Source organism: Sphingomonas yunnanensis (genome assembly GCF_019898765.1).
Lineage (GTDB): Bacteria > Pseudomonadota > Alphaproteobacteria > Sphingomonadales > Sphingomonadaceae > Sphingomonas > Sphingomonas yunnanensis.
On the sequence record NZ_JAIOKB010000004.1, the window covers coordinates 35,912 to 54,604 of the forward strand.

General features: G+C 71.2%; 22 protein-coding genes. 16 read left to right on the plus strand and 6 right to left on the minus strand.

The genetic code is table 11. The features are described 5' to 3' along the window. Positions 1-14: 14 nt before the first annotated feature. On the minus strand, positions 15-920 hold the full coding sequence (locus K7957_RS12290; RefSeq protein WP_343228395.1) for a DMT family transporter: 906 nt from the start codon (positions 918-920) through the stop codon (positions 15-17). Positions 921-1,026: 106 nt separating this feature from the next. Between K7957_RS12290 and uraH the strand changes: the two genes are divergently transcribed. Both uraH and K7957_RS12300 read left to right on the plus strand, forming a co-directional pair. Further along, the gene (uraH, locus tag K7957_RS12295) at positions 1,027-1,464 is read left to right on the plus strand and encodes a hydroxyisourate hydrolase (RefSeq protein WP_343228396.1); all 438 of its coding nucleotides are present in this window, start codon (positions 1,027-1,029) and stop codon (positions 1,462-1,464) included. Positions 1,465-1,517: 53 nt separating this feature from the next. Beyond that, positions 1,518-3,050, plus strand: coding sequence for an aminoacyl--tRNA ligase-related protein (locus K7957_RS12300; protein ID WP_223012312.1), 1,533 nt, complete (start codon positions 1,518-1,520; stop codon positions 3,048-3,050). Positions 3,051-3,093: 43 nt separating this feature from the next. On the opposite strand, the gene K7957_RS12305 is transcribed toward K7957_RS12300, so the two are convergent. Next, the gene (locus K7957_RS12305; protein WP_223012313.1) at positions 3,094-4,632 is read right to left on the minus strand and encodes an alpha-L-fucosidase; all 1,539 of its coding nucleotides are present in this window, start codon (positions 4,630-4,632) and stop codon (positions 3,094-3,096) included. Positions 4,633-4,761: 129 nt separating this feature from the next. Between K7957_RS12305 and K7957_RS12310 the strand changes: the two genes are divergently transcribed. Together K7957_RS12310 and K7957_RS12315 are read left to right on the plus strand one after the other, a co-directional pair. Next, positions 4,762-5,538: an IclR family transcriptional regulator gene (locus K7957_RS12310; protein WP_343228397.1), complete on the plus strand. Its 777-nt coding sequence runs from the start codon at positions 4,762-4,764 to the stop codon at positions 5,536-5,538. A gap of 69 nt (positions 5,539-5,607) precedes the next feature. Continuing rightward, the gene (locus tag K7957_RS12315) at positions 5,608-6,621 is read left to right on the plus strand and encodes a zinc-binding alcohol dehydrogenase family protein (RefSeq protein WP_223012315.1); all 1,014 of its coding nucleotides are present in this window, start codon (positions 5,608-5,610) and stop codon (positions 6,619-6,621) included. A gap of 7 nt (positions 6,622-6,628) precedes the next feature. Here the strand turns inward: K7957_RS12315 and K7957_RS12320 are convergent, their stop codons facing one another. Next, positions 6,629-7,447, minus strand: coding sequence for a DUF4336 domain-containing protein (locus tag K7957_RS12320; RefSeq protein WP_223012316.1), 819 nt, complete (start codon positions 7,445-7,447; stop codon positions 6,629-6,631). Positions 7,448-7,551: 104 nt separating this feature from the next. On the opposite strand from K7957_RS12320, the gene K7957_RS12325 reads away from it, so the two are divergent. The 3 genes from K7957_RS12325 to K7957_RS12335 are packed head-to-tail and all read left to right on the plus strand — an operon-like array spanning position 7,552 to position 10,537. Further along, the gene (locus tag K7957_RS12325) at positions 7,552-8,673 is read left to right on the plus strand and encodes an 8-amino-7-oxononanoate synthase (protein WP_223012317.1); all 1,122 of its coding nucleotides are present in this window, start codon (positions 7,552-7,554) and stop codon (positions 8,671-8,673) included. Continuing rightward, entirely contained in the window at positions 8,670-9,290 is a 621-nt protein-coding gene (bioD, locus tag K7957_RS12330; protein WP_223012318.1) for a dethiobiotin synthase, read from the plus strand. Before K7957_RS12325 ends, bioD begins: the two co-directional genes overlap by 4 nt. Next, positions 9,287-10,537: an adenosylmethionine--8-amino-7-oxononanoate transaminase gene (locus K7957_RS12335; RefSeq protein WP_223012319.1), complete on the plus strand. Its 1,251-nt coding sequence runs from the start codon at positions 9,287-9,289 to the stop codon at positions 10,535-10,537. Before bioD ends, K7957_RS12335 begins: the two co-directional genes overlap by 4 nt. Positions 10,538-10,751: 214 nt before the next feature. On the opposite strand, the gene K7957_RS12340 is transcribed toward K7957_RS12335, so the two are convergent. Then, complete coding sequence (locus K7957_RS12340; protein WP_223012320.1) at positions 10,752-11,165, minus strand: GNAT family N-acetyltransferase; 414 nt, start codon at positions 11,163-11,165, stop codon at positions 10,752-10,754. Beyond that, positions 11,162-11,647: an SspB family protein gene (locus K7957_RS12345; protein WP_223012321.1), complete on the minus strand. Its 486-nt coding sequence runs from the start codon at positions 11,645-11,647 to the stop codon at positions 11,162-11,164. The genes K7957_RS12340 and K7957_RS12345 overlap by 4 nt, the downstream gene beginning before the upstream one ends. 73 nt (positions 11,648-11,720) lie before the next feature. Between K7957_RS12345 and hisB the strand changes: the two genes are divergently transcribed. The 4 genes from hisB (at position 11,721) to hisA (ending at position 14,164) form a co-directional block, all read left to right on the plus strand. Continuing rightward, the gene (gene hisB / locus K7957_RS12350) at positions 11,721-12,308 is read left to right on the plus strand and encodes an imidazoleglycerol-phosphate dehydratase HisB (protein WP_223012322.1); all 588 of its coding nucleotides are present in this window, start codon (positions 11,721-11,723) and stop codon (positions 12,306-12,308) included. Continuing rightward, positions 12,305-12,616: a YciI family protein gene (locus K7957_RS12355; protein ID WP_343228398.1), complete on the plus strand. Its 312-nt coding sequence runs from the start codon at positions 12,305-12,307 to the stop codon at positions 12,614-12,616. The genes hisB and K7957_RS12355 overlap by 4 nt, the downstream gene beginning before the upstream one ends. Beyond that, positions 12,613-13,218, plus strand: coding sequence for an imidazole glycerol phosphate synthase subunit HisH (gene hisH, locus K7957_RS12360; protein WP_223012323.1), 606 nt, complete (start codon positions 12,613-12,615; stop codon positions 13,216-13,218). The genes K7957_RS12355 and hisH overlap by 4 nt, the downstream gene beginning before the upstream one ends. Positions 13,219-13,429: 211 nt before the next feature. After that, a complete protein-coding gene (gene hisA, locus K7957_RS12365) occupies positions 13,430-14,164 on the plus strand; it encodes a 1-(5-phosphoribosyl)-5-[(5-phosphoribosylamino)methylideneamino]imidazole-4-carboxamide isomerase (RefSeq protein ID WP_223012324.1) in 735 nt (244 codons plus the stop codon). Between the two features lie 241 nt (positions 14,165-14,405). Here the strand turns inward: hisA and K7957_RS20565 are convergent, their stop codons facing one another. Continuing rightward, the gene (locus tag K7957_RS20565) at positions 14,406-14,528 is read right to left on the minus strand and encodes a hypothetical protein (RefSeq protein WP_281422868.1); all 123 of its coding nucleotides are present in this window, start codon (positions 14,526-14,528) and stop codon (positions 14,406-14,408) included. Positions 14,529-14,653: 125 nt separating this feature from the next. On the opposite strand from K7957_RS20565, the gene hisF reads away from it, so the two are divergent. The 5 genes from hisF (at position 14,654) to K7957_RS12390 (ending at position 18,693) form a co-directional block, all read left to right on the plus strand. Further along, a complete protein-coding gene (gene hisF, locus K7957_RS12370) occupies positions 14,654-15,415 on the plus strand; it encodes an imidazole glycerol phosphate synthase subunit HisF (protein WP_223012325.1) in 762 nt (253 codons plus the stop codon). Continuing rightward, the gene (locus K7957_RS12375) at positions 15,412-15,981 is read left to right on the plus strand and encodes a septal ring lytic transglycosylase RlpA family protein (RefSeq protein ID WP_223012326.1); all 570 of its coding nucleotides are present in this window, start codon (positions 15,412-15,414) and stop codon (positions 15,979-15,981) included. Before hisF ends, K7957_RS12375 begins: the two co-directional genes overlap by 4 nt. 60 nt (positions 15,982-16,041) lie before the next feature. Beyond that, positions 16,042-16,392, plus strand: a complete 351-nt coding sequence (locus K7957_RS12380) for a phosphoribosyl-ATP diphosphatase (RefSeq protein WP_223012580.1) — start codon at positions 16,042-16,044, stop codon at positions 16,390-16,392. A gap of 10 nt (positions 16,393-16,402) precedes the next feature. Next, complete coding sequence (locus K7957_RS12385; RefSeq protein ID WP_223012327.1) at positions 16,403-16,789, plus strand: HIT domain-containing protein; 387 nt, start codon at positions 16,403-16,405, stop codon at positions 16,787-16,789. A gap of 356 nt (positions 16,790-17,145) precedes the next feature. Beyond that, complete coding sequence (locus K7957_RS12390; protein ID WP_223012328.1) at positions 17,146-18,693, plus strand: amino acid permease; 1,548 nt, start codon at positions 17,146-17,148, stop codon at positions 18,691-18,693.

Below are 18,693 nucleotides of genomic sequence, written 5' to 3' on the forward strand. Positions count from 1 at the left end.
TGAGGAGGCGCCTGTCACCCGATCCCCTGCGCCATCGCCTGCCGCGTCTCCTCGCGTCGGCGGACGTGCTCGCGCCACACGATGTACAGCCCCGCCGCGACGATCACCGGCGCGCCGAGCCAGGTGGCGCGATCGGGCAGGTGGCCGAACACCAGCCAGCCGAGCAGCGTCGCCCAGAGCAATGACGTGTAATCCATCGGCACGACGGCCGAGACGGGTCCGAAGCTCAGCGAACTCGTCATCGCCACCTGCGCCGCGCCGCCGAACAGCCCGCACGTCACGAGTACCAGCCAGAGCCACGGCGTGTGCGGCTGTGCCCAGATCGCATAGGCGATGCCGAGCGGCAGCAGCGATAGTGTCGAGAACCAGAAGACGGTGGTGAGCGGTCTCTCGGTGCGCCCGATCGTGCGCAGCAGGATCGTCACCACGGCGGTCAGTACTGCCGCCAGCAGCCCGCTCAGCGCGCCGTGGAGGGGGATCTCGTGTCCGCCCGGCTGCGCGACGATCACCACCCCGGTAAAGCCGACCGCCACCGCGGCCCAGCGGCGCCAGCCGGTCGGCTCGTGCAGCACCAGCGCGCCCAGCACGGTCGCGAAGATCGGCATCGAGAAGCCGATCGTCGTCGCCTCGGCGAGCGGCAGCACCGTCAGCGTGTAGAAGGTGAAGGCCATCGAGATCAGGCCCACGGTGGCGCGCGCCAGATGCGCGTCGAAGCGCCGCGTCGGCAGCGTCGCGAAACCAGGTCCGATCCCCACCACCGCGGTGACGAGCAGCGCCGCCCCGCACTGGCGCCAGAAGAGGATCTCGGCGAGATGCGCGCCGCCCGCCTCGGCCAGCTTGATGCAGGTGTTCATCAGCGCGAACAGCGCCACCGAGGTGAGCCGCAGCACGACGGCGAGGAGGATACGATCGGATGTCACGCGCGGCGCCATAGCGGCTTTCGTCGAGCGATGGTGGCGGAAGTGCGGCGCCTCGCCGGATGAGCGAGCCGGGAACGATGCGGCGTCTCGCGAGCTAGGAGGTAAGATGTTCCATATCGGCGAGCTCTCCATGTTCCCTGTACGCTATCTTGCCTCGCTCGCCCTCGTCACGGCGCCGATCGCGGTGGTGGCGGCACCGGCGCATGCGGCGGAGGTGTCGACCCATGTGCTCGATCTCGCGCGCGGGACCGGAGGGAAGGGCGTGCCCGTGCGCCTGGAGCGCCGGTCGGCCGCCGGTCGCTGGGAGCGCGTGGGCGAGGCCAGCACCGACGCGGAAGGGCGCGTCCGGCGGATCGGTGATCCGGCGACGATCGGGAGCGGCGTCTACCGGCTCACGTTCGACATGACCCGCTACCCTGACGCCGCCGCCCGGCCCTTCTTCCCCGAGATCGTGCTCACCTTCAGCGTGACGGACGCTGCGGCGCACTATCACGTGCCGGTCGCCGTGAGTCCGTACGGCTACTCGACCTATCGCGGCAGCTGAGCCGGACGCCACGGCAGTTTACGCGCGCCCGCCTTCGCGTGTACGGGCGCGCGATGATCAAGCACGCTCTTTCCGTCACGCGCGAGGCCGATTTCGCCGCCTGGTACCAGTCCGTCATCTCGGAGGCCGACATGGCCGAGGAATCGGGCGTACGCGGCTGCATGGTGATCCGGCCGTGGGGCTATGGCATCTGGGAGCGGATCCAGCGCCTGCTCGACGACCGCATCAAGGCGACCGGTCACGAGAACTGCTATTTCCCCGTCTTCATCCCGCTCTCCTATTTCGAGCAGGAGGCCGCGCACGTCGAGGGTTTCGCCAAGGAGATGGCGGTGGTCACCCACCATCGCCTGATCGCCGACGGCAAGGGCGGGCTGGTGCCCGACCCCGCGGCCAAGCTGGAGGAGCCCCTGGTGGTCCGTCCCACCTCCGAGACGGTGATCGGCCACGCCTTCGCGCGCTGGGTGCAGTCGTGGCGCGACCTGCCGGTGCTGATCAACCAATGGGCGAATGTCGTCCGCTGGGAGATGCGCACGCGCATGTTCCTGCGCACCGCCGAGTTCCTCTGGCAGGAGGGGCATACCGCGCACGCCTCGGCCGAGGAGGCGCGCGAGGAGACGCTGCGCATGCTCGAAGTGTACCGCGACTTCGCCGAGAGCGACCTGGCGCTGCCGGTCGTGGCGGGCGAGAAGCCGGAGAACGAGCGCTTCCCCGGCGCGGTCGCCACCTACTCGATCGAGGCGATGATGCAGGACGGCAAGGCGCTCCAGGCGGGCACCTCGCACTTCCTCGGCACCAATTTCGCCAGCGCGCAGAACATCCGCTTCCAGAACAGCGCGGGTGAACTCGAACTGGCCAACACGACGAGCTGGGGCGTGTCGACTCGCACGATCGGTGCGCTGATCATGGTCCACGGCGACGACGACGGGATGCGCGTGCCGCCGCGCGTCGCGCCGTGGCAGGTGGTGATCGTGCCGATGCTCCGAGACACGCCCGAGGACGAGGCGCTGGTGGGCTATTGCCGCGAACTGCAACAAGCATTGGCGCGGCAGACCGCGCTGGGCGAGCCGCTGCGCGCGCTGCTCGACCTCAAGCCGGTGAAGTCGACCACCAAGCGGTGGGGCTGGGTCAAGAAGGGCGCGCCGCTCGTGATCGAGGTCGGCGGTCGCGACATGGCGGCGGGCAACGTCTCGCTGATCCGCCGCGATCGGCTGTACCGCGCCGACGGCAAACTCGACAGCGTCGCCACGGCGCGCGACGCCCTCGTCACCGAGGCGCCCGCGCTGCTCGAGGCGATCCAGCGCTCGCTCTACGACGAGGCGGCGGCGCGACTGCGCGACGGGATCACGCCGGCGGCCGACTGGACCGCGGTCGAGGCGCATTTCGCGCCCGAGGCGCGCAACCCGGGCTGGCTCGAGGTGCAATGGGCACGCCCGACGGGCGCCGTGCTCGACGCGGTGGTGGAGAGGCTCAAGGCGCTCAAGCTGACGCTGCGCAACGCGCCGAGCGACCAGGCGCCGGTGGACGGCGCCTGCGTCTTCACCGGTGCGCCGGCGGCGGAGCGCGTGCTGGTCGGTCGCGCCTATTGAGCGAGCCCGACCGCTGCTCGCACGTGGCGAGGCGCGCCGATGATCAGCTGAAGCTGATCTCGAACGCGCTCGCGTGGCGGGTCGGCAATCGGTCGGGGCAGGCGATCATCAGCGCCGCCTCGGTCTGGCGATAGGAGAGGCTCCGCGGCCCGCCGAGAAGTCGCACGCCGCGCACACGCCGCGCTTCATGCGGGTTGCCCGCCGCGAGCGAGGCGATCGCCACCTCGCCGCGCGGCTCGCCCAACGTGATCGCGTAGAGGCGATCGCGCCGCGTGGTGAAGCGGATGTCCTGCGCGACATAGTCGCCGCTCTCCTTGAAGCTGCCCTCGGCCGCCTCGGTCGGCCCCTCTCCGTAGATCTTCCACGGTCGCGTCCCATGGATCGCCTCGCCGTTGGCCGGCATCCAGGCGGCGAGCTCGTCGAGCAACTCGGCCGAGGCCGGCGGCAGACTGCCGTCCGCGCGCAAGGCGACGTTGAGCAGCAGGTTGCCGTTCTTGCTGACGATGTCGGTGAGCATGGCGATTACCTGCGCCGGCGTCTTGTAGCGATCGTCCTCCTTCTCGAACCAGTCGCCGTTGGACGTGTCGGTCTGCCACGCGAACGGGTTGATGCCCTTGAGCACGCCGCGCTCGACGTCCTGCACACCCCACTCGCGGTGAAACTCGCCCGAGCCCAGGTCCTTGGAGGCGTAGACGGCGTCGAGCCGGCCGTGGCGCGCGATGCTGCTGTTGTAGAGGTGCGCCACCAGCGAGCGACCGACCGCGCCGAACGGCAGGCCGCCGTCGGAATAGAGCAGGTCGGGCTGATAGCTGTCGACCAGGTCGCGGATCCGCGCATACCAATGGGCGTGATAGGCCGGGTTCCTGGTGTACCAGGTGCCGGGCTTGTCGAGGAACGGCTCGTCGCGATTGTCGTGGTAGAGATCGGCGAAGCGTGGATCGGCACCGTCATAGCTGACGCCGAGCTTGGGCCAGAACTGATCGTAGAGGTGGTTGGGGTACCACCAATTATAGCTGGCGCCGAGATGCTCGGACACGCCGAAGCGGAGCCCGCGCCGCCGCGCCGCGTCGCGCCAGGCGCCGACGATGTCGCGCTTGGGCCCCATCGCGGCGGCGTTCCAGCGCTGGTGCTTCGAGCGCCACAGGTCGAAATTGTCGTGGTGGACGCCCATCGAGACGAAATATTTGGCGCCGGCCGCGGCATAGCGCGTCATCAGCGACTCGGGATCGAACCTTTCCGCCGTCCACAGCGGGATGATGTCCTTGTAGCCGAACTCGGCGGGATGACCGTATGTCTTGAGGTGATGCGCGTAATGCGGGTGGCCGGGGCAATACATGAAGCGCGCGTACCAGTCGCCCTGGCGCGGCACCGCCTGCGGTCCCCAGTGCGCCCAGATGCCGAACTTGGCGTCGCGGAACCAGTCGGGTGCCTGGTAGCCGAGCAGCGACTCGACCGTCGGCTGGAAGCGGCCCGGCGCGATCGGCGCGAGACCGGCGGTGGCGTCCGGCGCGGCCCGCGCCGCCCCGGCGACCGACGCCGCCAGTGACGCCGCGAACAGCTCGCGTTTGCTCAAGCCCGCCATGATCCTCTCCTCCCCTGGTTTGTTATCATACTTGCAAACGCACTCTCATCACGCAAGCGCCTGCGCGCGCGTTTGACAGCATCGCCGCGCTTTCCCATGCATCGGGCTGCCGGAGCGAGGGAGAGGCGAGTGGCAGCGGGGACAAAGGCGACCTATGCGGCGCCGGCGGTCGAGAAGACGTTCGAGATCCTGGAGCTGCTGACCGCACACCCGGCCGGGCTGCTCGTGAGCGAGATGGCGGCGCTGCTGGGGCGCTCGGTCGGCGAGCTGTTCCGCATCGTCGTCGTGGTGGAGCAGCTCGGCTATCTGCGGAAGTCGCCGAAGGACGATCGGTACTCCGTGGCGTACAAGCTGCTCGACCTCGCGCATCGTGCCACGCCCGCGCAGGACCTGGTCGACGCCGCGCGTCCGGTGATGCGTCGCCTCGCGGCGGAGACCGGTCAATCATGTCATCTGGTCGTCCTCAACGAGGGGCAGGGTCTCGTCATCGCGCGCGAGCACAGCCCCGGTACGCGCGGTTTCGCGCTGCGGCTGGGCGCCGGCGTCGACCTGCTGGCGAGCTGCTCGGGCAAGGTCCTGCTCGCCTTCGCTGCGCCGGAGACGCGCGACGCAGCGATCGCGCGGGCGGGGCAGCCGGGCGAGCCGCTCGACCGGGCGGCGCTCGATCGGCAACTGGCCTTGATCGAGAAGGCGGGGCACGCGCAGCGCAAGAGCCCGATCACGCTAGGCGTGACCGATATAAGTTATCCGGTGTTCGGCTTCGACGGTCTGATCGCCGCCGCGCTGACGATCCCCTTCCTGCGGCTGATCGACGGTTCGCAGAGCGTCGACCTCGACGCGGCGCGCGCGCTGCTGCAGGTCGCGGCAGCGGACGTGTCCGGCAGGCTCGGCGCCCCGGGGACGTGATAGTGATTGCGTGAGGCGGGACGGTCTTTCATAGGTGCAAGATCGCTCGCCTGGAAGGAAATTGGCGCCGTGCTGACGATCATCTGCGACCAGCCGCTCGCGCTACGCGTCGCCGAGCGCGAACCGCCGGCGCGCGGGGGCGACGATGTGCTGGTGCGGATCCGGCGCGTCGGCCTGTGCGGCACCGATTATCATATCTACGCGGGCAACCAGCCCTTCCTCAGCTACCCGCGGGTGATGGGGCACGAACTCGCGGGTGAGGTGGTCGAGGCGCCGGCGGGCTCGTCCTTTCACGCGGGTCAGGCGGTGACGATCAACCCTTATCTCGCCTGCGGCCACTGCGTCGCCTGCCGCGCCGGTAAACCCAATTGCTGCGCCAACGTCGCGGTGCTCGGCGTCCACACGGACGGCGGCATGGCCGAGCTGATCGTGGTGCCCGAGCACGCCGTGATCGACGCCACCGGCCTCTCGCCCGAGCAGGCCGCGATGGTCGAGTTCCTCGCGATCGGCGCGCACGCCGCGGCGCGGTCCCGGCTGCGGCCGGGCAGCCGCGCGTTGGTCAAGGGAGCGGGGCCGATCGGACTCGCCACCGCCTTGTTCGCGCGGCTCGACGGCGCCGCGGTGACGCTCTGCGACTCGCGTCAGCCGCGGCTCGATCGCGCCGCGCGCGACTTCGGCTTCGACTCGCTGGTGCTCGTTGACGAGGAAGCGCAGGCGCGCTTCGCCGCGATCACCGACGGCGACTTCTTCGAGACGGTGTTCGACGCGACGGGCAGTCTCGCCGCCATGTGCGACGGGCTGCACCAGGTCGCACACGGCGGCAGCTACGTGCTGGTGAGCGTGGTCAAGGGCGACCTGGTCTTCGCCGACCCGGAATTCCACAAGCGCGAGACGACGTTGATCGCCAGCCGCAACGCGCTCGCCGCCGATTTCGCGCGAGTCATTGCCGCGATCCGCGACGGCACCATCGCCACCGAGGCGCTCCACAGCCACAGCGTCGAGGCGGCGGACCTGCCGCGACGGCTTCCCGAGCTGATCGACGCGGCGGACACGGTGCTCAAGGCGATCGTTCGCTTCGACTGAGCGCGGGTCACACCCAGCCGAAGGCACGCGTGAGACGCGCGGCGCCGCCGCTCGCGAATGGCGCGCCGTGCGCCATTACCACGCGCTCGGGCGACGACGCCACCATCGCGCGGATCGCCGAGCGCATCGGCTCGCCGCCGAGCCGCAGCGCCGCGCGCAGGTAGAGCGGCGTGGTCCCCGCGGTGCCGCGGGTCGCGCGGGCGACCAGCGCGGTGATCGCGGGCAGCCGCTCCGGCTCCAGGTTCTGCACCAGGTCGGTGAGGATCAGCGTGCGCGTCGCCCGGTGCAGGAACCAGATCTCGCGGAAGCCGGCGCCGCCCTCGACCACGCCCTGGTCGATCGCGCTCGCCCAGGCGGGAGGCGCCGCGTCACCCAGCACCGCGTCGATCCGCAACCCGGCGCGACGGACCTGCGCGCGCTCGGCGAGGCCCGGCGCCGCCCACAGCGTCGCCCGCGGGAAGGCACGCTGCCAGCGCGGCAGATAGGTCCAGTGCGCCACATTGGGTGCGACGAGGTGCTGGATCGGCCCGAGCCCCTCCAGCGCCGCGGCGAGCGCGGGCGTATAGGGGGTGGGCGAGTGGAGCAGGAGCGCCCCATCGTCGAGCCGGACCACCGTCATGCGAACCGGCAGCGTCAGACCGCCGGCGTGGATCGGCCCGCTGTCGACGAGCCATATATTTTCGGCGAACGGCTTGGGCACGTCGAGCGGCGGATAGGTGGCAGGCGTGGCAGGGCGTCGGCTGGCGTAGAGATAGCCGGCGAGCGCGCCGGCGACGGCGATCGCGGCGAGCGCGGGCGCGGCGGCAGGGTAGGAGCGTTGCGTCATGCGGACAGAACGTCGCTCACGCATGGTCGTGCCGCGTCCCGCCGCAGCGGCGGCTCGCCGCGCCGGCTGGCGTTTCGCCGCCGCCTGGACCTATAGGCGCGGCGATGCAGCTGGCTTCGCACCGTGATCATCTCGCCGAGCTCGCCGCGCGCGACCGGCTCCGCACGCTCGCGCCGCGCCGCGGTATCGATTTCTCCTCGAACGACTATCTCGCGCTCGCCGCGGCGCCCCGGCTGCGCGGGGCGGCGGCGGCTGCGCTGGAGCGGGGCGTGGCGCTCGGCTCGGGCGGATCGCGGCTGCTGCGCGGCAACGACCCCGAGCATGAGGCGCTGGAGGCGGAGGGTGCGCGCTTCTTCGGGAGCGATGCGGCGCTGTTCTTCGGCAGTGGCTATGCCGCCAACACCGCACTGTTCGCGGCGCTGCCGCAGGCGGGCGATCTGGTGGTGTATGACGCGCTCGTCCACGCCAGCGCGCACGACGGGATGCGGCTGGGTCGGGCGGAGGCTGAAGCCACGCCGCACAACGACGCCGACGCCGTCGCCTCGACGATCGCGGCCTGGCGCGGGCGCGGCGGCACGGGCACGCCGTGGATCGCGGTGGAGAGCCTGTACAGCATGGACGGCGATCGCGCCCCGCTCGCCGATCTCGCGGCGGTCGCCGAGCGCCACGAGGCGATGCTGGTGATCGACGAGGCGCATGCCACCGGGGTGTGGGGCGAGCGCGGGAGCGGCCTCGCCGAGGTGCTCGACGGGCGCGAGAACGTCATCACGCTCAAGACCTTCGGCAAGGCGCTCGGCTGCGAGGGCGCGCTGGTCTGTTCCTCGCGGCTGGTGCGCGACTTCCTGGTGGCGCGCGCGCGGCCGTTCATCTTCTCGACCGCCCCCGCGCCGCTCGCCGCCGCAGTGGCGCGCGCGGCGCTGGCGATCCTCGCCGACGAGCCCGAGCGCCGCCTCCGACTCCACGCGCTGATCGCGCATGCGGGCGCCCGGCTGGGGCCGCTCGGCGCCACCGTGACGGGCACACAGGTGATGCCGCTGCTAGTGGGCGAGGATCGCGCCGCGCTCGATCTCGCCGCCGCGGTCCAGCGCGCCGGCTTCGACGTGCGCGCGATCCGTCCGCCGACGGTGCCGGCGGGGAGCGCGCGGCTGCGGCTGTCGCTGACGCTCCATGTCGGCGCGGCCGAGATCGACGCGCTCGCCAACGCGGTGGCGGAGGCGAGGCGATGAGCGTGATCGCGGTGACCGGCACCGATACCGGGGTGGGCAAGACCGTCTTCGCCGCGGCGCTCACGGCCGCGCTCGGCGCCTCCTACTGGAAGCCGGTGCAGGCGGGGCTGGAGGACGGCAGCGACGCGGCCAGCGTCGAGTCGCTCGGCGTTCCCCGCGCGCGGATCATGCCCGAGGCGTATCGGCTCACCACGCCCTGCTCGCCGCACCGCGCCGCCGAGCTCGACGGCGTCGCGATCGATCCCGCGCGGCTGGCGCTGCCCGCTCTCGACGACGACCTCGTGGTGGAAGGCGCGGGCGGGGCGCTGGTGCCGCTGACGCGCGACTGGCTCTTCGCCGACCAGATCGCGCGCTGGGGCTGCCCCACGGTGCTGGTGGCGCGCACGTCGCTCGGTACGATCAACCACAGCCTGCTCTCGATCGAGGCGCTGCGGGTGCGCGGCGTGCCGCTGCTCGGCGTCGCCTTCGTCGGGGACGCGCAGGAGGACAGCGAGGCGACGATCGCCGCGATCGGCCGCGTGCGCCGGCTCGGCCGGTTGCCGCTGCTTCCGCGGCTCGACGCCGCTGCGCTGGGGGGGGCCTTCACGGCGGCGTTCGACGTGGCGGCGTTCCGATGAGCGGCTCGCCGGTCTGGCACCCCTTCACCCAGCACGGCCTGGGCGAGCCGATCCCGCTCGTCACCCGCGGCGAGGGCGCGGCGCTGCACACGGCCGACGGTCGTCGCGTGATCGACGCGATCTCCTCCTGGTGGGTGACGACACACGGCCACAATCACCCCCGGATCGTCGCCGCGATCCGCGAGCAGACCGAGCGGCTCGACCAGATCATCTTCGCCGGCTGGACGCACGCGCCCGCCGAGGAACTGGCGCGCGGGCTCGTCGCGATCATGCCGGCCGAGCTGACCCGCGTCTTCTTCTCCGACTCGGGCTCGACCAGCGTCGAGGTCGCGCTCAAGATGGCGCTGGGTTACTGGCACGCGCGCGGCGGATCGCGCGACCGCATCCTGGTGATGGCGCACAGCTATCACGGCGACACGATCGGCGCGATGTCGGTCGGCGCGCGCGGGGTGTTCAACCGCGCCTACGCGCCGCTGCTGTTCGACGTCGGCACCATCCCCTTCCCCGCGGCGGGCACGGAGCAGGCGACGTTCGACTCGCTGGAGCGGGCGTGTGCGGCCGGCGCGGCGGCGTTCATCGTCGAGCCGCTGGTGCTGGGCGCGGGCGGGATGCTGTTCTACACACCCGCGGTGCTCGCCGAGATGCGCGCGATCTGCGCGCGGCACGGGGTGCTCTTCATCGCCGACGAGGTGATGACGGGCTGGGGCCGCACCGGCACGCTGCTGGCGTGCGAGCAGGCCGGGGTGGTGCCCGACATTCTGTGCCTCTCCAAGGGGCTGACCGGCGGCTCGGTGCCGCTGGCGGTGACGATGGCGACCGAGCCGCTGTTCGAGGCGCATCGCAGCACCGACCGTGCGCAGATGTTCTTCCACTCGTCGAGCTACACCGCCAACCCGATCGCCTGCGCCGCCGCCTGCGCCAATCTCGCGATCTGGCGCGACGAGCCGGTGCGCGAGCGGATCGCCGCGCTGGCGACCGCGCAGGCCGAGCGCTTGGCGGCGCTCTCCGCGCTGCCGGGGGTGAGCGGCGCGCGTTCGCTCGGCACGATCGCGGCGCTCGAGCGGGGGGAGGGGGCGGGCTATCTATCCGATCGTGCGCCGCGCCTGATGGCCTTCTTCCGCGAGCGCGACGTGCTGCTGCGCCCGCTCGGCGACACGCTCTACGTCATGCCGCCCTATTGTATCGGAGCGGACGATCTCGACCGGGTCTATGCGACGATCGGGGAGGCGGTGGAGACCTTCGGGTGAGGGGAGCGGCGCTTCCGCGAGAGTGGGGGTGTGGCACGATCACCTCGCCCTAGTCGGCGTCATCCTGAACTCGTTTCAGGGTCCACCAATCCGTGTACGCAGCGGCGGTGACGTGTGCGGACGAGTGAATCCTGACACAAGTTCAGGATAACGCCATGAATGTGGCAGAGCGTCGGTCGGCCAGGTACCATGATATGAGCGTCTCTCCCGCTCCTCAGTCGATCCGCTTCGCCAGGAAATAGCGCGACTCGCCCGGCGGATAGTCGTCGATCGTGCCGAACAGCGCGTAGCCGAGTTTCTCGTAGAAGCCGCGCGCTTGGAAGCTAAACGTGTCGAGCCAGACGCCGACGCAACCGAGTCGCGCCGCCTCGGCTTCCGCGGTGCGCATGAGCGCGCCCCCTTCGCCGCGACCGCGCCGCTCAGCGGGTAGCGCGAGATATTGCACGAACAGCCAGCGATAGCTCGCCGCCCCCCACAGTCCACCGACGATCGCGCCGGCCTCGTCGCGAACCACCAGCGCGATCTCCTCGCGCGGCATGGGCCCAACTGCCGAGTCGTTGTGCACGATCAGCGGCGCCAGGATCGCGGCACGCACCGCCGCGTCGGGCGCGGCGACTCGCTCGATCATTTCTTGCGCTTGAAATCCACCGCGACGACGTTCGAGCCGTCGCTCGCGCTGCTGGCGGGCGGACCGTCGTTCTCGGCCGGGTCGTGCCCGCCGGGACCGTCCCCCGGCCCCTCCTGCGCCTGGAAGCGCAGCTCGAAGTTCACCGCCGGGTCGTGGAAGCCCGTGATCGCCGAATAAGGGATCACCAGCTTGGACGGTACCTGGTTGAAGCTCAATCCCACAGAGAAGCGCTCATCGTCGACCGTCAGGTCCCAGAAGCGATTCTGGAGCACGATCGTCATCTCGTCGGGGAAGCGTTCGACGAGGCGCGACGGGATGTCGACGCCGGGCGCCTGGGTCTTGAAGGTGATGTAGAAATGGTGCTGGCCCGGCAGGCCGCCGGTCTCGGCGACCACGCCCAGCACGCGCCCCACGACCGCGCGCAGCGCTTCCTGCACGATCTCGTCATAGGGGATCTGGCTGTCGGGCAGCATGTCGTTCATGCGCTCATGGGTAGCGTGATGGGCTGAGCGGTCAAGGTTGCTTGGACCGTCCAGCGCGTTATGGACCGGCGTCATGCGCACCGCCACGCTTCGCCGCGACACCAGCGAGACCCGTATCAGCGTCTCGATCGACCTCGACGGCACCGGTCAGTACGACATCCACACTGGAGTCGGCTTCTTCGACCACATGCTCGAGCAGCTCGCGCGCCACTCGCTGATCGACGTCACGCTCCACTGCGACGGCGACCTCCACATCGACCAGCACCATACGGTGGAGGACAGCGCGCTCGCGCTCGGCAGCGCGGTGGCGCAGGCGCTCGGCGACAAGCGCGGCATCCGTCGCTACGCCGACGCGCTGTCGCCGATGGACGAGACGCTGACCCGAGTCGCGCTCGACATCTCGGGGCGACCGTGGCTGGTGTGGAAGACTGCCTTCACCCAGACCCGGCTCGGCGAGATGGACACCGAGCTTTTCCAGCATTGGTTCCACAGCTTCGCGCAGACCGCCGGGATCACGCTCCACGTCGAGACGCTGTACGGCGACAACAACCATCACATTGCCGAGAGCGCGTTCAAGGGGCTGGCGCGCGCGCTGCGCGAGGCGGTGGAGATCGACCCGCGCAAGATCGGCGTGATTCCCTCCACCAAGGGAACGCTGTGAGTCGCTTCCGCGCCGGTGGGGCGCTGAGCCTGATTCTGCTCACTTATGTGCGGCCGCTCGACGAGATCGACTCGTTGATGGCGGCGCATGTCGCGTGGCTCGACGCGGGCTTCGCCGAGGGCGCCTTTCTTGTCGCAGGCCGGCGCGAGCCGCGCAGCGGCGGGGTGATCGTGGTGCGCGGCGACCGCGCCGCGGCCGAGGCGATCGCCGCGACCGACCCGTTCGTCACCGCCGGCGCGGCGACCGCGGAGGTGGTGCCTTTCCATGCCAGCTTCGCCGCCGACCCGCTTCGCGCGTGGCTGGCATGACGCTGGCGCTGATCGACTATCAGGCAGGTAACCTGCACTCGGTCGCCAACGCGCTGCGCGCCGCCGGCTGCGACGACCTGGTCGTCACCGCCGACCCCGACGCGGTCGCGCGCGCCGACCGGATCGTGCTGCCCGGCGTGGGCGCGTTCGGCGCCTGCGCGGCGGCGCTGCGCGCGGTCGGCGGGCTGGTGCCCGCGCTGGAGCGCCGCGCGCTGGAGGAGGGCGCCCCCTTCCTCGGCATCTGCGTCGGGATGCAGCTGCTAGCGGCCGCGGGCGAGGAGCTCGGCCGCCACGCCGGGCTGGGCTGGATCGCCGGTACCGTGCGCCGCATCGACGTCGCGGGAACCGACGCCAAGGTGCCGCACATGGGCTGGAACGATGTGGTGCCGCAGGTCGAGCACGCGCTGATCGTGCCGGGCGAGGCCTATTTCCTCCACAGCTACGCCTTCACCGGCGCGCACGTGGTGGCGACCACCGACCATGCCGGCCCGGTCACCGCCGCGGTGGCGCGGGACAATGTCGTGGGAGTGCAATTCCACCCCGAGAAGAGCCAGCGCTACGGCCTCGCGCTGCTGGAGCGCTTCCTGGCTTGGCGGCCGTGAGGCACGCGGCGATGGTAGGTCGGTCGCTCTCTTCCGACCCATGGCGTCATCCTGACTCGACTCAGGACCCACTGCTCCGGGCGTCCGCAGGCCGCTGTATCCGTACGGTGCAACCCGGACCAAGTCCGGGATGACGGCGAAAGGGAAGGCAGCGCCGTACGCCAAAACGGCGCCTTTTTTCTCGTCCCATCACCTCGCCGAGTAAAGCCGTATGACCCTCATCGTCTTCCCCGCGATCGACCTCAAACAGGGCCAGGTGGTCCGCCTCGCAGAGGGCGACATGGCGCGCGCCACCGTCTACGGCGACGACCCCGCCGCGCAGGCGATGCTGTTCGCCGACGCGGGCGCGGAGCACCTCCACGTCGTCGATCTCGACGGTGCCTTCGCCGGCGCCAGCGTCAACGGCGAGGCGGTGCGCGCGATCGTCGAGCGCTTCCCCGGCCACGTCCAGCTCGGCGGCGGCATTCGCACGCGCGACAGCGTCGAGCGCTGGTTCGATCTGGGCGTGGCGCGCGTGGTGATCGGCACCGCCGCGCTGGAGGACCCGGACTTCGTCCGCGGCGCGGCGCGTGATTTCCCCGGTGGCGTGGTGGTGGCGGTGGACGCGCGCGACGGCATGGTCGCGACCAAGGGCTGGGCCGATGTCTCCACCACCAGCGTGGTCGAGCTCGCGCGCCGCTTCGAGGACGCGGGGGTCGCGGCGCTGCTGTTCACCGACGTCGGCCGCGACGGGCTGCTCAAGGGCGCCAACATCGAGGCCACGGTGGACCTCGCGCGCGCGGTCGACATCCCGGTGATCGCGAGCGGCGGCGTGGCCGGGATCGCCGACATCCACGTGCTGGCGCTGCACGCGCGCGACGGCGTGGAGGGCGTGATCACCGGGCGCGCGCTGTACGACGGCAGGCTCGACCTGGCGGCGGCGCTGAGCGTGGCGGCGACCGCGTAGCGGGTGGGTGAGCGGTGGCGTGGCGCCTCGTGCTCCCGCGCACGCGGGAGCCTAGGCGAACCGGGCGCCACGAGCCGTTGCTCTGCGTGACCCTGGGCTCTGGCGTTCGCCGGAGCACAGCTCAGCCTGGACAGGCCGGTACCTGACCCGCGCCGCTGCGTGCGACCGATTCGCGCGCGGCGCCTCGTCGCGCGTGCGGCGCGTGCAGCCAGAAGCGCTCCTCCCGCTCCAGCCCGGCTTCTCACGCGCGCTGCCGAAACCAGGACCAGTGCGTGATCGTACGGCGCTCGTGCGCCCACTCGGTGGGGAAGGCGCCGCGCGGGTTGGCGAGGATCACCAGAAGCGCACAGAAGCGGCATCGCATCGCCCGACTCTCCTCGGCCAAGAGAAAGCGATGATGCCGCCAAGCGCGCTCCAAGGAACCCCGGCGCTGACCGACTTCGGCGGCGCGCTTGCTCCCGGCCGCGCCTGCGGGCATGAGCCGGACGCATGACCGTCCGTGCCCGCGTGATCCCGTGCCTCGACGTCGCCGAGGGCCGCGTCGTCAAGGGGGTCAACTTCGTCGACCTCATCGACGCCGGCGACCCGGTCGAGCAGGCGCGCGCCTATGACGCCGCCGGCGCGGACGAGCTCTGCTTCCTCGACATCACCGCCAGTCACGAGGCGCGCGGCACGCTCCTCGACGTGGTGCGCCGCACCGCCGCGGTCTGTTTCATGCCGCTCACCGTCGGCGGCGGGGTGCGCAGCGCCGAGGACGCGCGCGCTTTGCTGCTCGCCGGCGCGGACAAGGTCGCGGTCAACTCCGCCGCGGTGGCACGCCCCGAGCTGGTGAGCGACATCGCCGAGCGGTTCGGCAGCCAATGCTGCGTCGCCAGCGTCGACGCGCGCCGTGTCGGCGAGGGCTGGGAGGTGTTCACCCATGGCGGGCGCCGTGCCACCGGGATCGACGCGGTGGCGCACGCGCTGCGCCTTGCCGAGCTGGGCGCGGGCGAGCTGCTCGTCACCTCGATGGACCGCGACGGCACGCGCGGCGGCTACGACCTCGCGCTGGTGCGCGCCATCGCCGACCGCACCGAGGTGCCGGTGGTGGCCTCGGGCGGGGTCGGCACGCTCGACGATCTCGTCGCGGGCGTGACCGAGGGCCATGCCTCGGCGGTGCTCGCCGCCTCGATCTTCCACTTCGGCCAGGCCACGGTGGCGGAGGCGCACGCCGCGCTCGCCGCCGCGGGCGTGCCGGTGCGCGCGCATTGAGGCGCGCCGCGCGGCGGGCGGGAGCGGCGCTGCTGGCGACGTTGCTCGCCGGCTGCAGCGGCCACTACCGTCCCGTGAGCGACGGGCCGGTGCGGCTCGGCCGACCGTATGTGGTGCGCGGCGTCACCTACACGCCCGCGGCCGACCCCAGCTACGACATGCTCGGCTACGCCAGCTGGTACGGTAGCGAGTCGGGCAACCGCACGGCGCTCGGCGAGCGGTTCCGCGCCAAATGGGTCACCGCGGCGCATCCGACGCTGCCGCTCCCGAGCTACGTCGAGGTCACCGCGATCGACACGGGGCGCGTGATCCTGCTGCGTGTCAACGACCGCGGCCCGTTCGCGCGCGACCGGCTGATCGACCTGTCGCGCGGCGCGGCCGAACTGCTCGGCGTGCGTGCCAGCGGCCATGTCGCGGTGCGCGTGCGCGTCGTCGAGCCGCCCGAGCGCGACCGCGAGCGGCTGCGTCGAGGCAAGGCCGCGGCGCAGCGACCCGACGTCTCGCCCGAGGTCGCCGCCAACCTGCGCGCCCAGCTCGACGCCGGCCTGCGCGCGATCGGTCGCTGAGGGCAGGGACCGCACCGCTCCGGCTTGACCAGCGACGCCTCGCGCGGCACGCCGCGCAGCATGGACCAGCCCGACCCGCTCGACCGGCTCTTTGACACGGTCGCCTCGCGCCGCGGCGCCGACCCTGCCTCCTCCTACACCGCCTCGCTGTTCGCGAAGGGGCGGCCGCGCATCGCGCAGAAGCTCGGCGAGGAGGCGGTGGAGACGGTGATCGCGGCGCTGCGCGGCGACGAGCGCGCGATCGTGCCGGAGGCGGCGGATCTTATATACCACCTCCTGGTGCTGCTCGCTGACGCCGGGCTGACGCTCGACGAGGTCCGCGCCGAGCTGGCGCGGCGCGAGGGGGTGTCCGGGCACGACGAGAAAGCCGCGCGCGGCGGCCCCCTGCCGCTCTCCTTCCCGCCCGAGTGAGGATCGCCCGATGACCGTCGACGCCACCGAGCCCTATGACGACGCCAACATCTTCGCCAAGCTGGTGCGCGGCGAGATCCCGTCGCGGCGCGTCTATGAGGACGAGCACAGCATCGTCTTCCACGACATCGCGCCCTGGGCACCGGTCCATCTGCTCGCCGTGCCCAAGGGCCACTACGTCAGCTGGGACGATTTCTCGGCGAGCGCGAGCGCGGACGAGATCGTCAGTCTCACCCGCGCGATCGGCCAGGCGGCGCGCGAGGCGGGGCTGGTCGGGCGCGGCTATCGCCTGATCGCCAACACCGGGCTCGACAGCCACGCCGAGGTGCCCCACCTGCACGTCCACATCCTCGCCGGGCGCGCGCTCGGCCCGATGCTGGCGCAGCGCGACGGGTGAGCGCGGGGCACTGGACGTTCTAGGTGGATTGCCCGTTACCTCGGCGCCGCGGCACGCCCTAACGCGTCATGCGCCGTGAGGACGTGCTTCTCTGCCCCGCCGTCATCCCGGACTCGGTCCGGGATCGACTCTTCCGCGAGAGCGGCACTGAGGAGTGTGCGGCACGGTCAATCCAGGACCAAGCCCGGGATGACGGACGTGTGTAGGGGCATGACGTCGCGACGGCCTGGGTGGGCACCATCGTCTCCCCCACGCTCTCTCCGCCTCCGATGTCATCTCCGCGCAACACTATTGCGCGTCGCCGCACACCCGCTACGCTCCTGTCCAGCAATTTTCCCTTGGGGGCATCGAACCTAATGATCTTCGGGCGCGTCAAACCTCTCGACGCCATTCTCGCGACCGCGGAGCGCAAGTCGCTCCACCGCACGCTCGGCTGGTTCCAGCTGACCCTGTTCGGCATCGGCTGCGTGATCGGCACCGGCATCTTCGTGCTCACCGCGGCGGGCGCGCAGAAGGCCGGGCCGGGCCTGATGCTCGCCTTCGCCATCGCCGGCGCGATCTGCATCGTCGCGGCGCTGTGCTACGCCGAGATCGCGGCGATGATCCCGGTCGCGGGATCGGCCTATACCTACACCTATTCCACCATGGGCGAGCTGCTCGCCTGGACGGTCGGCTGGGCGCTGATCCTCGAATATGCCGTCGCCGCCAGTGCGGTGGCGGTCGGCTGGTCGGGCTATTTCAGCGGGACAATCCTCAATCAGTTCCTCGGCATCCATCTGCCCGCCTGGCTCTCCGCCGCGCCGCTCGCGCTGGGCGGTGCGCCCGGCGGCTTCATCAACCTGCCGGCGGTGGTGATCGCGGGGCTGATCACCTGGCTGCTGATGATCGGCACCACTGAGAGCGCGCGGGTCAATGCGGTGCTGGTGGCGATCAAGGTCGTCGCGCTCACCGCCTTCGTCGCGCTGACGCTGCCGAGCGACTCGTTCAGCAGCGCCAATTTCAACCCCTTCCTGCCGGCGGGCGTGTTCGGCGGCTTCGGCACCGGCGTCGGCGCGGTCGGCGCGGCGGCGACGATCTTCTTCGCCTATGTCGGCTTCGACGCGGTCTCCACCGCCGCGGAGGAGACCAAGAACCCGCAGCGCAACGTGCCGATCGGTCTGATCGGCTCGCTGCTGTTCTGCACGATCTTCTACATCCTGGTCGCCGCCGGGGCGATCGGCACGATCGGCGGCCAGCCGATCATGGGGCCCAACGGCATCCCCTTCCCGACCGGCTCGGAAGAGCTGGCGCGCCAGTGCGCGCTGCCGCAATATGCCGACATGCTGGTCTGCTCGAACGAGGCGCTGGCGCACGTGCTGCGCGCGATCGGCTGGTCCAAGGTGGGCAACATGCTCGGCATCGCCGCCTTCCTGGCGCTACCCTCGGTGATCCTGATCCTGATGTTCGGCCAGACGCGCATCTTCTTCGTGATGAGCCGCGACGGACTGCTGCCCGAGAAGCTGTCGGCGGTGCACCCGAAATGGAAGACGCCCTATGTCGTCACCGCGATGACCGGGATCGGCGTGGCCTTCGCGGCCGCGTTCCTGCCGGTCGGGCAGCTCGCCGACATCGCCAATGCCGGGACGCTCTACGCCTTCATGATGGTGGCGATCGCGGTGATGATCCTGCGTCGCACCGCGCGCGACCACAGGCGCGACTTCCGCACCCCCGCGCTGTGGCTGGTCGGGCCGCTGACGATCGTGGGCTGCGTGTTCCTGTTCTTCAACCTGCCCTCGGCGGCGATGCTGGTGCTGCCGATCTGGGGCGCGGTGGGGCTGGTGATCTACTTCGCCTACAGCCGCCACCACAGCCATGTCGGCCGCGGCATCGTCGACGCCGACGATGCCGCGGCGACGCTGCACTGA

Coding starts and splice junctions, on each gene's coding strand:
- K7957_RS12380 (WP_223012580.1), top strand. CDS start 16,042: ATGGACCAGCCCGACCCGCTCGACCGGCTCTTTGACACGGTCGCCTCG.
- K7957_RS12300 (WP_223012312.1), top strand. CDS start 1,518: ATGATCAAGCACGCTCTTTCCGTCACGCGCGAGGCCGATTTCGCCGCC.
- K7957_RS12320 (WP_223012316.1), bottom strand. CDS start 7,447: ATGACGCAACGCTCCTACCCTGCCGCCGCGCCCGCGCTCGCCGCGATC.
- uraH (WP_343228396.1), top strand. CDS start 1,027: ATGTTCCATATCGGCGAGCTCTCCATGTTCCCTGTACGCTATCTTGCC.
- hisH (WP_223012323.1), top strand. CDS start 12,613: ATGACGCTGGCGCTGATCGACTATCAGGCAGGTAACCTGCACTCGGTC.
- bioD (WP_223012318.1), top strand. CDS start 8,670: ATGAGCGTGATCGCGGTGACCGGCACCGATACCGGGGTGGGCAAGACC.
- K7957_RS20565 (WP_281422868.1), bottom strand. CDS start 14,528: ATGCGATGCCGCTTCTGTGCGCTTCTGGTGATCCTCGCCAACCCGCGC.
- hisF (WP_223012325.1), top strand. CDS start 14,654: ATGACCGTCCGTGCCCGCGTGATCCCGTGCCTCGACGTCGCCGAGGGC.
- hisB (WP_223012322.1), top strand. CDS start 11,721: ATGCGCACCGCCACGCTTCGCCGCGACACCAGCGAGACCCGTATCAGC.
- K7957_RS12345 (WP_223012321.1), bottom strand. CDS start 11,647: ATGAACGACATGCTGCCCGACAGCCAGATCCCCTATGACGAGATCGTG.
- K7957_RS12390 (WP_223012328.1), top strand. CDS start 17,146: ATGATCTTCGGGCGCGTCAAACCTCTCGACGCCATTCTCGCGACCGCG.
- K7957_RS12335 (WP_223012319.1), top strand. CDS start 9,287: ATGAGCGGCTCGCCGGTCTGGCACCCCTTCACCCAGCACGGCCTGGGC.
- K7957_RS12385 (WP_223012327.1), top strand. CDS start 16,403: ATGACCGTCGACGCCACCGAGCCCTATGACGACGCCAACATCTTCGCC.
- K7957_RS12340 (WP_223012320.1), bottom strand. CDS start 11,165: ATGATCGAGCGAGTCGCCGCGCCCGACGCGGCGGTGCGTGCCGCGATC.
- K7957_RS12325 (WP_223012317.1), top strand. CDS start 7,552: ATGCAGCTGGCTTCGCACCGTGATCATCTCGCCGAGCTCGCCGCGCGC.
- K7957_RS12305 (WP_223012313.1), bottom strand. CDS start 4,632: ATGGCGGGCTTGAGCAAACGCGAGCTGTTCGCGGCGTCACTGGCGGCG.
- hisA (WP_223012324.1), top strand. CDS start 13,430: ATGACCCTCATCGTCTTCCCCGCGATCGACCTCAAACAGGGCCAGGTG.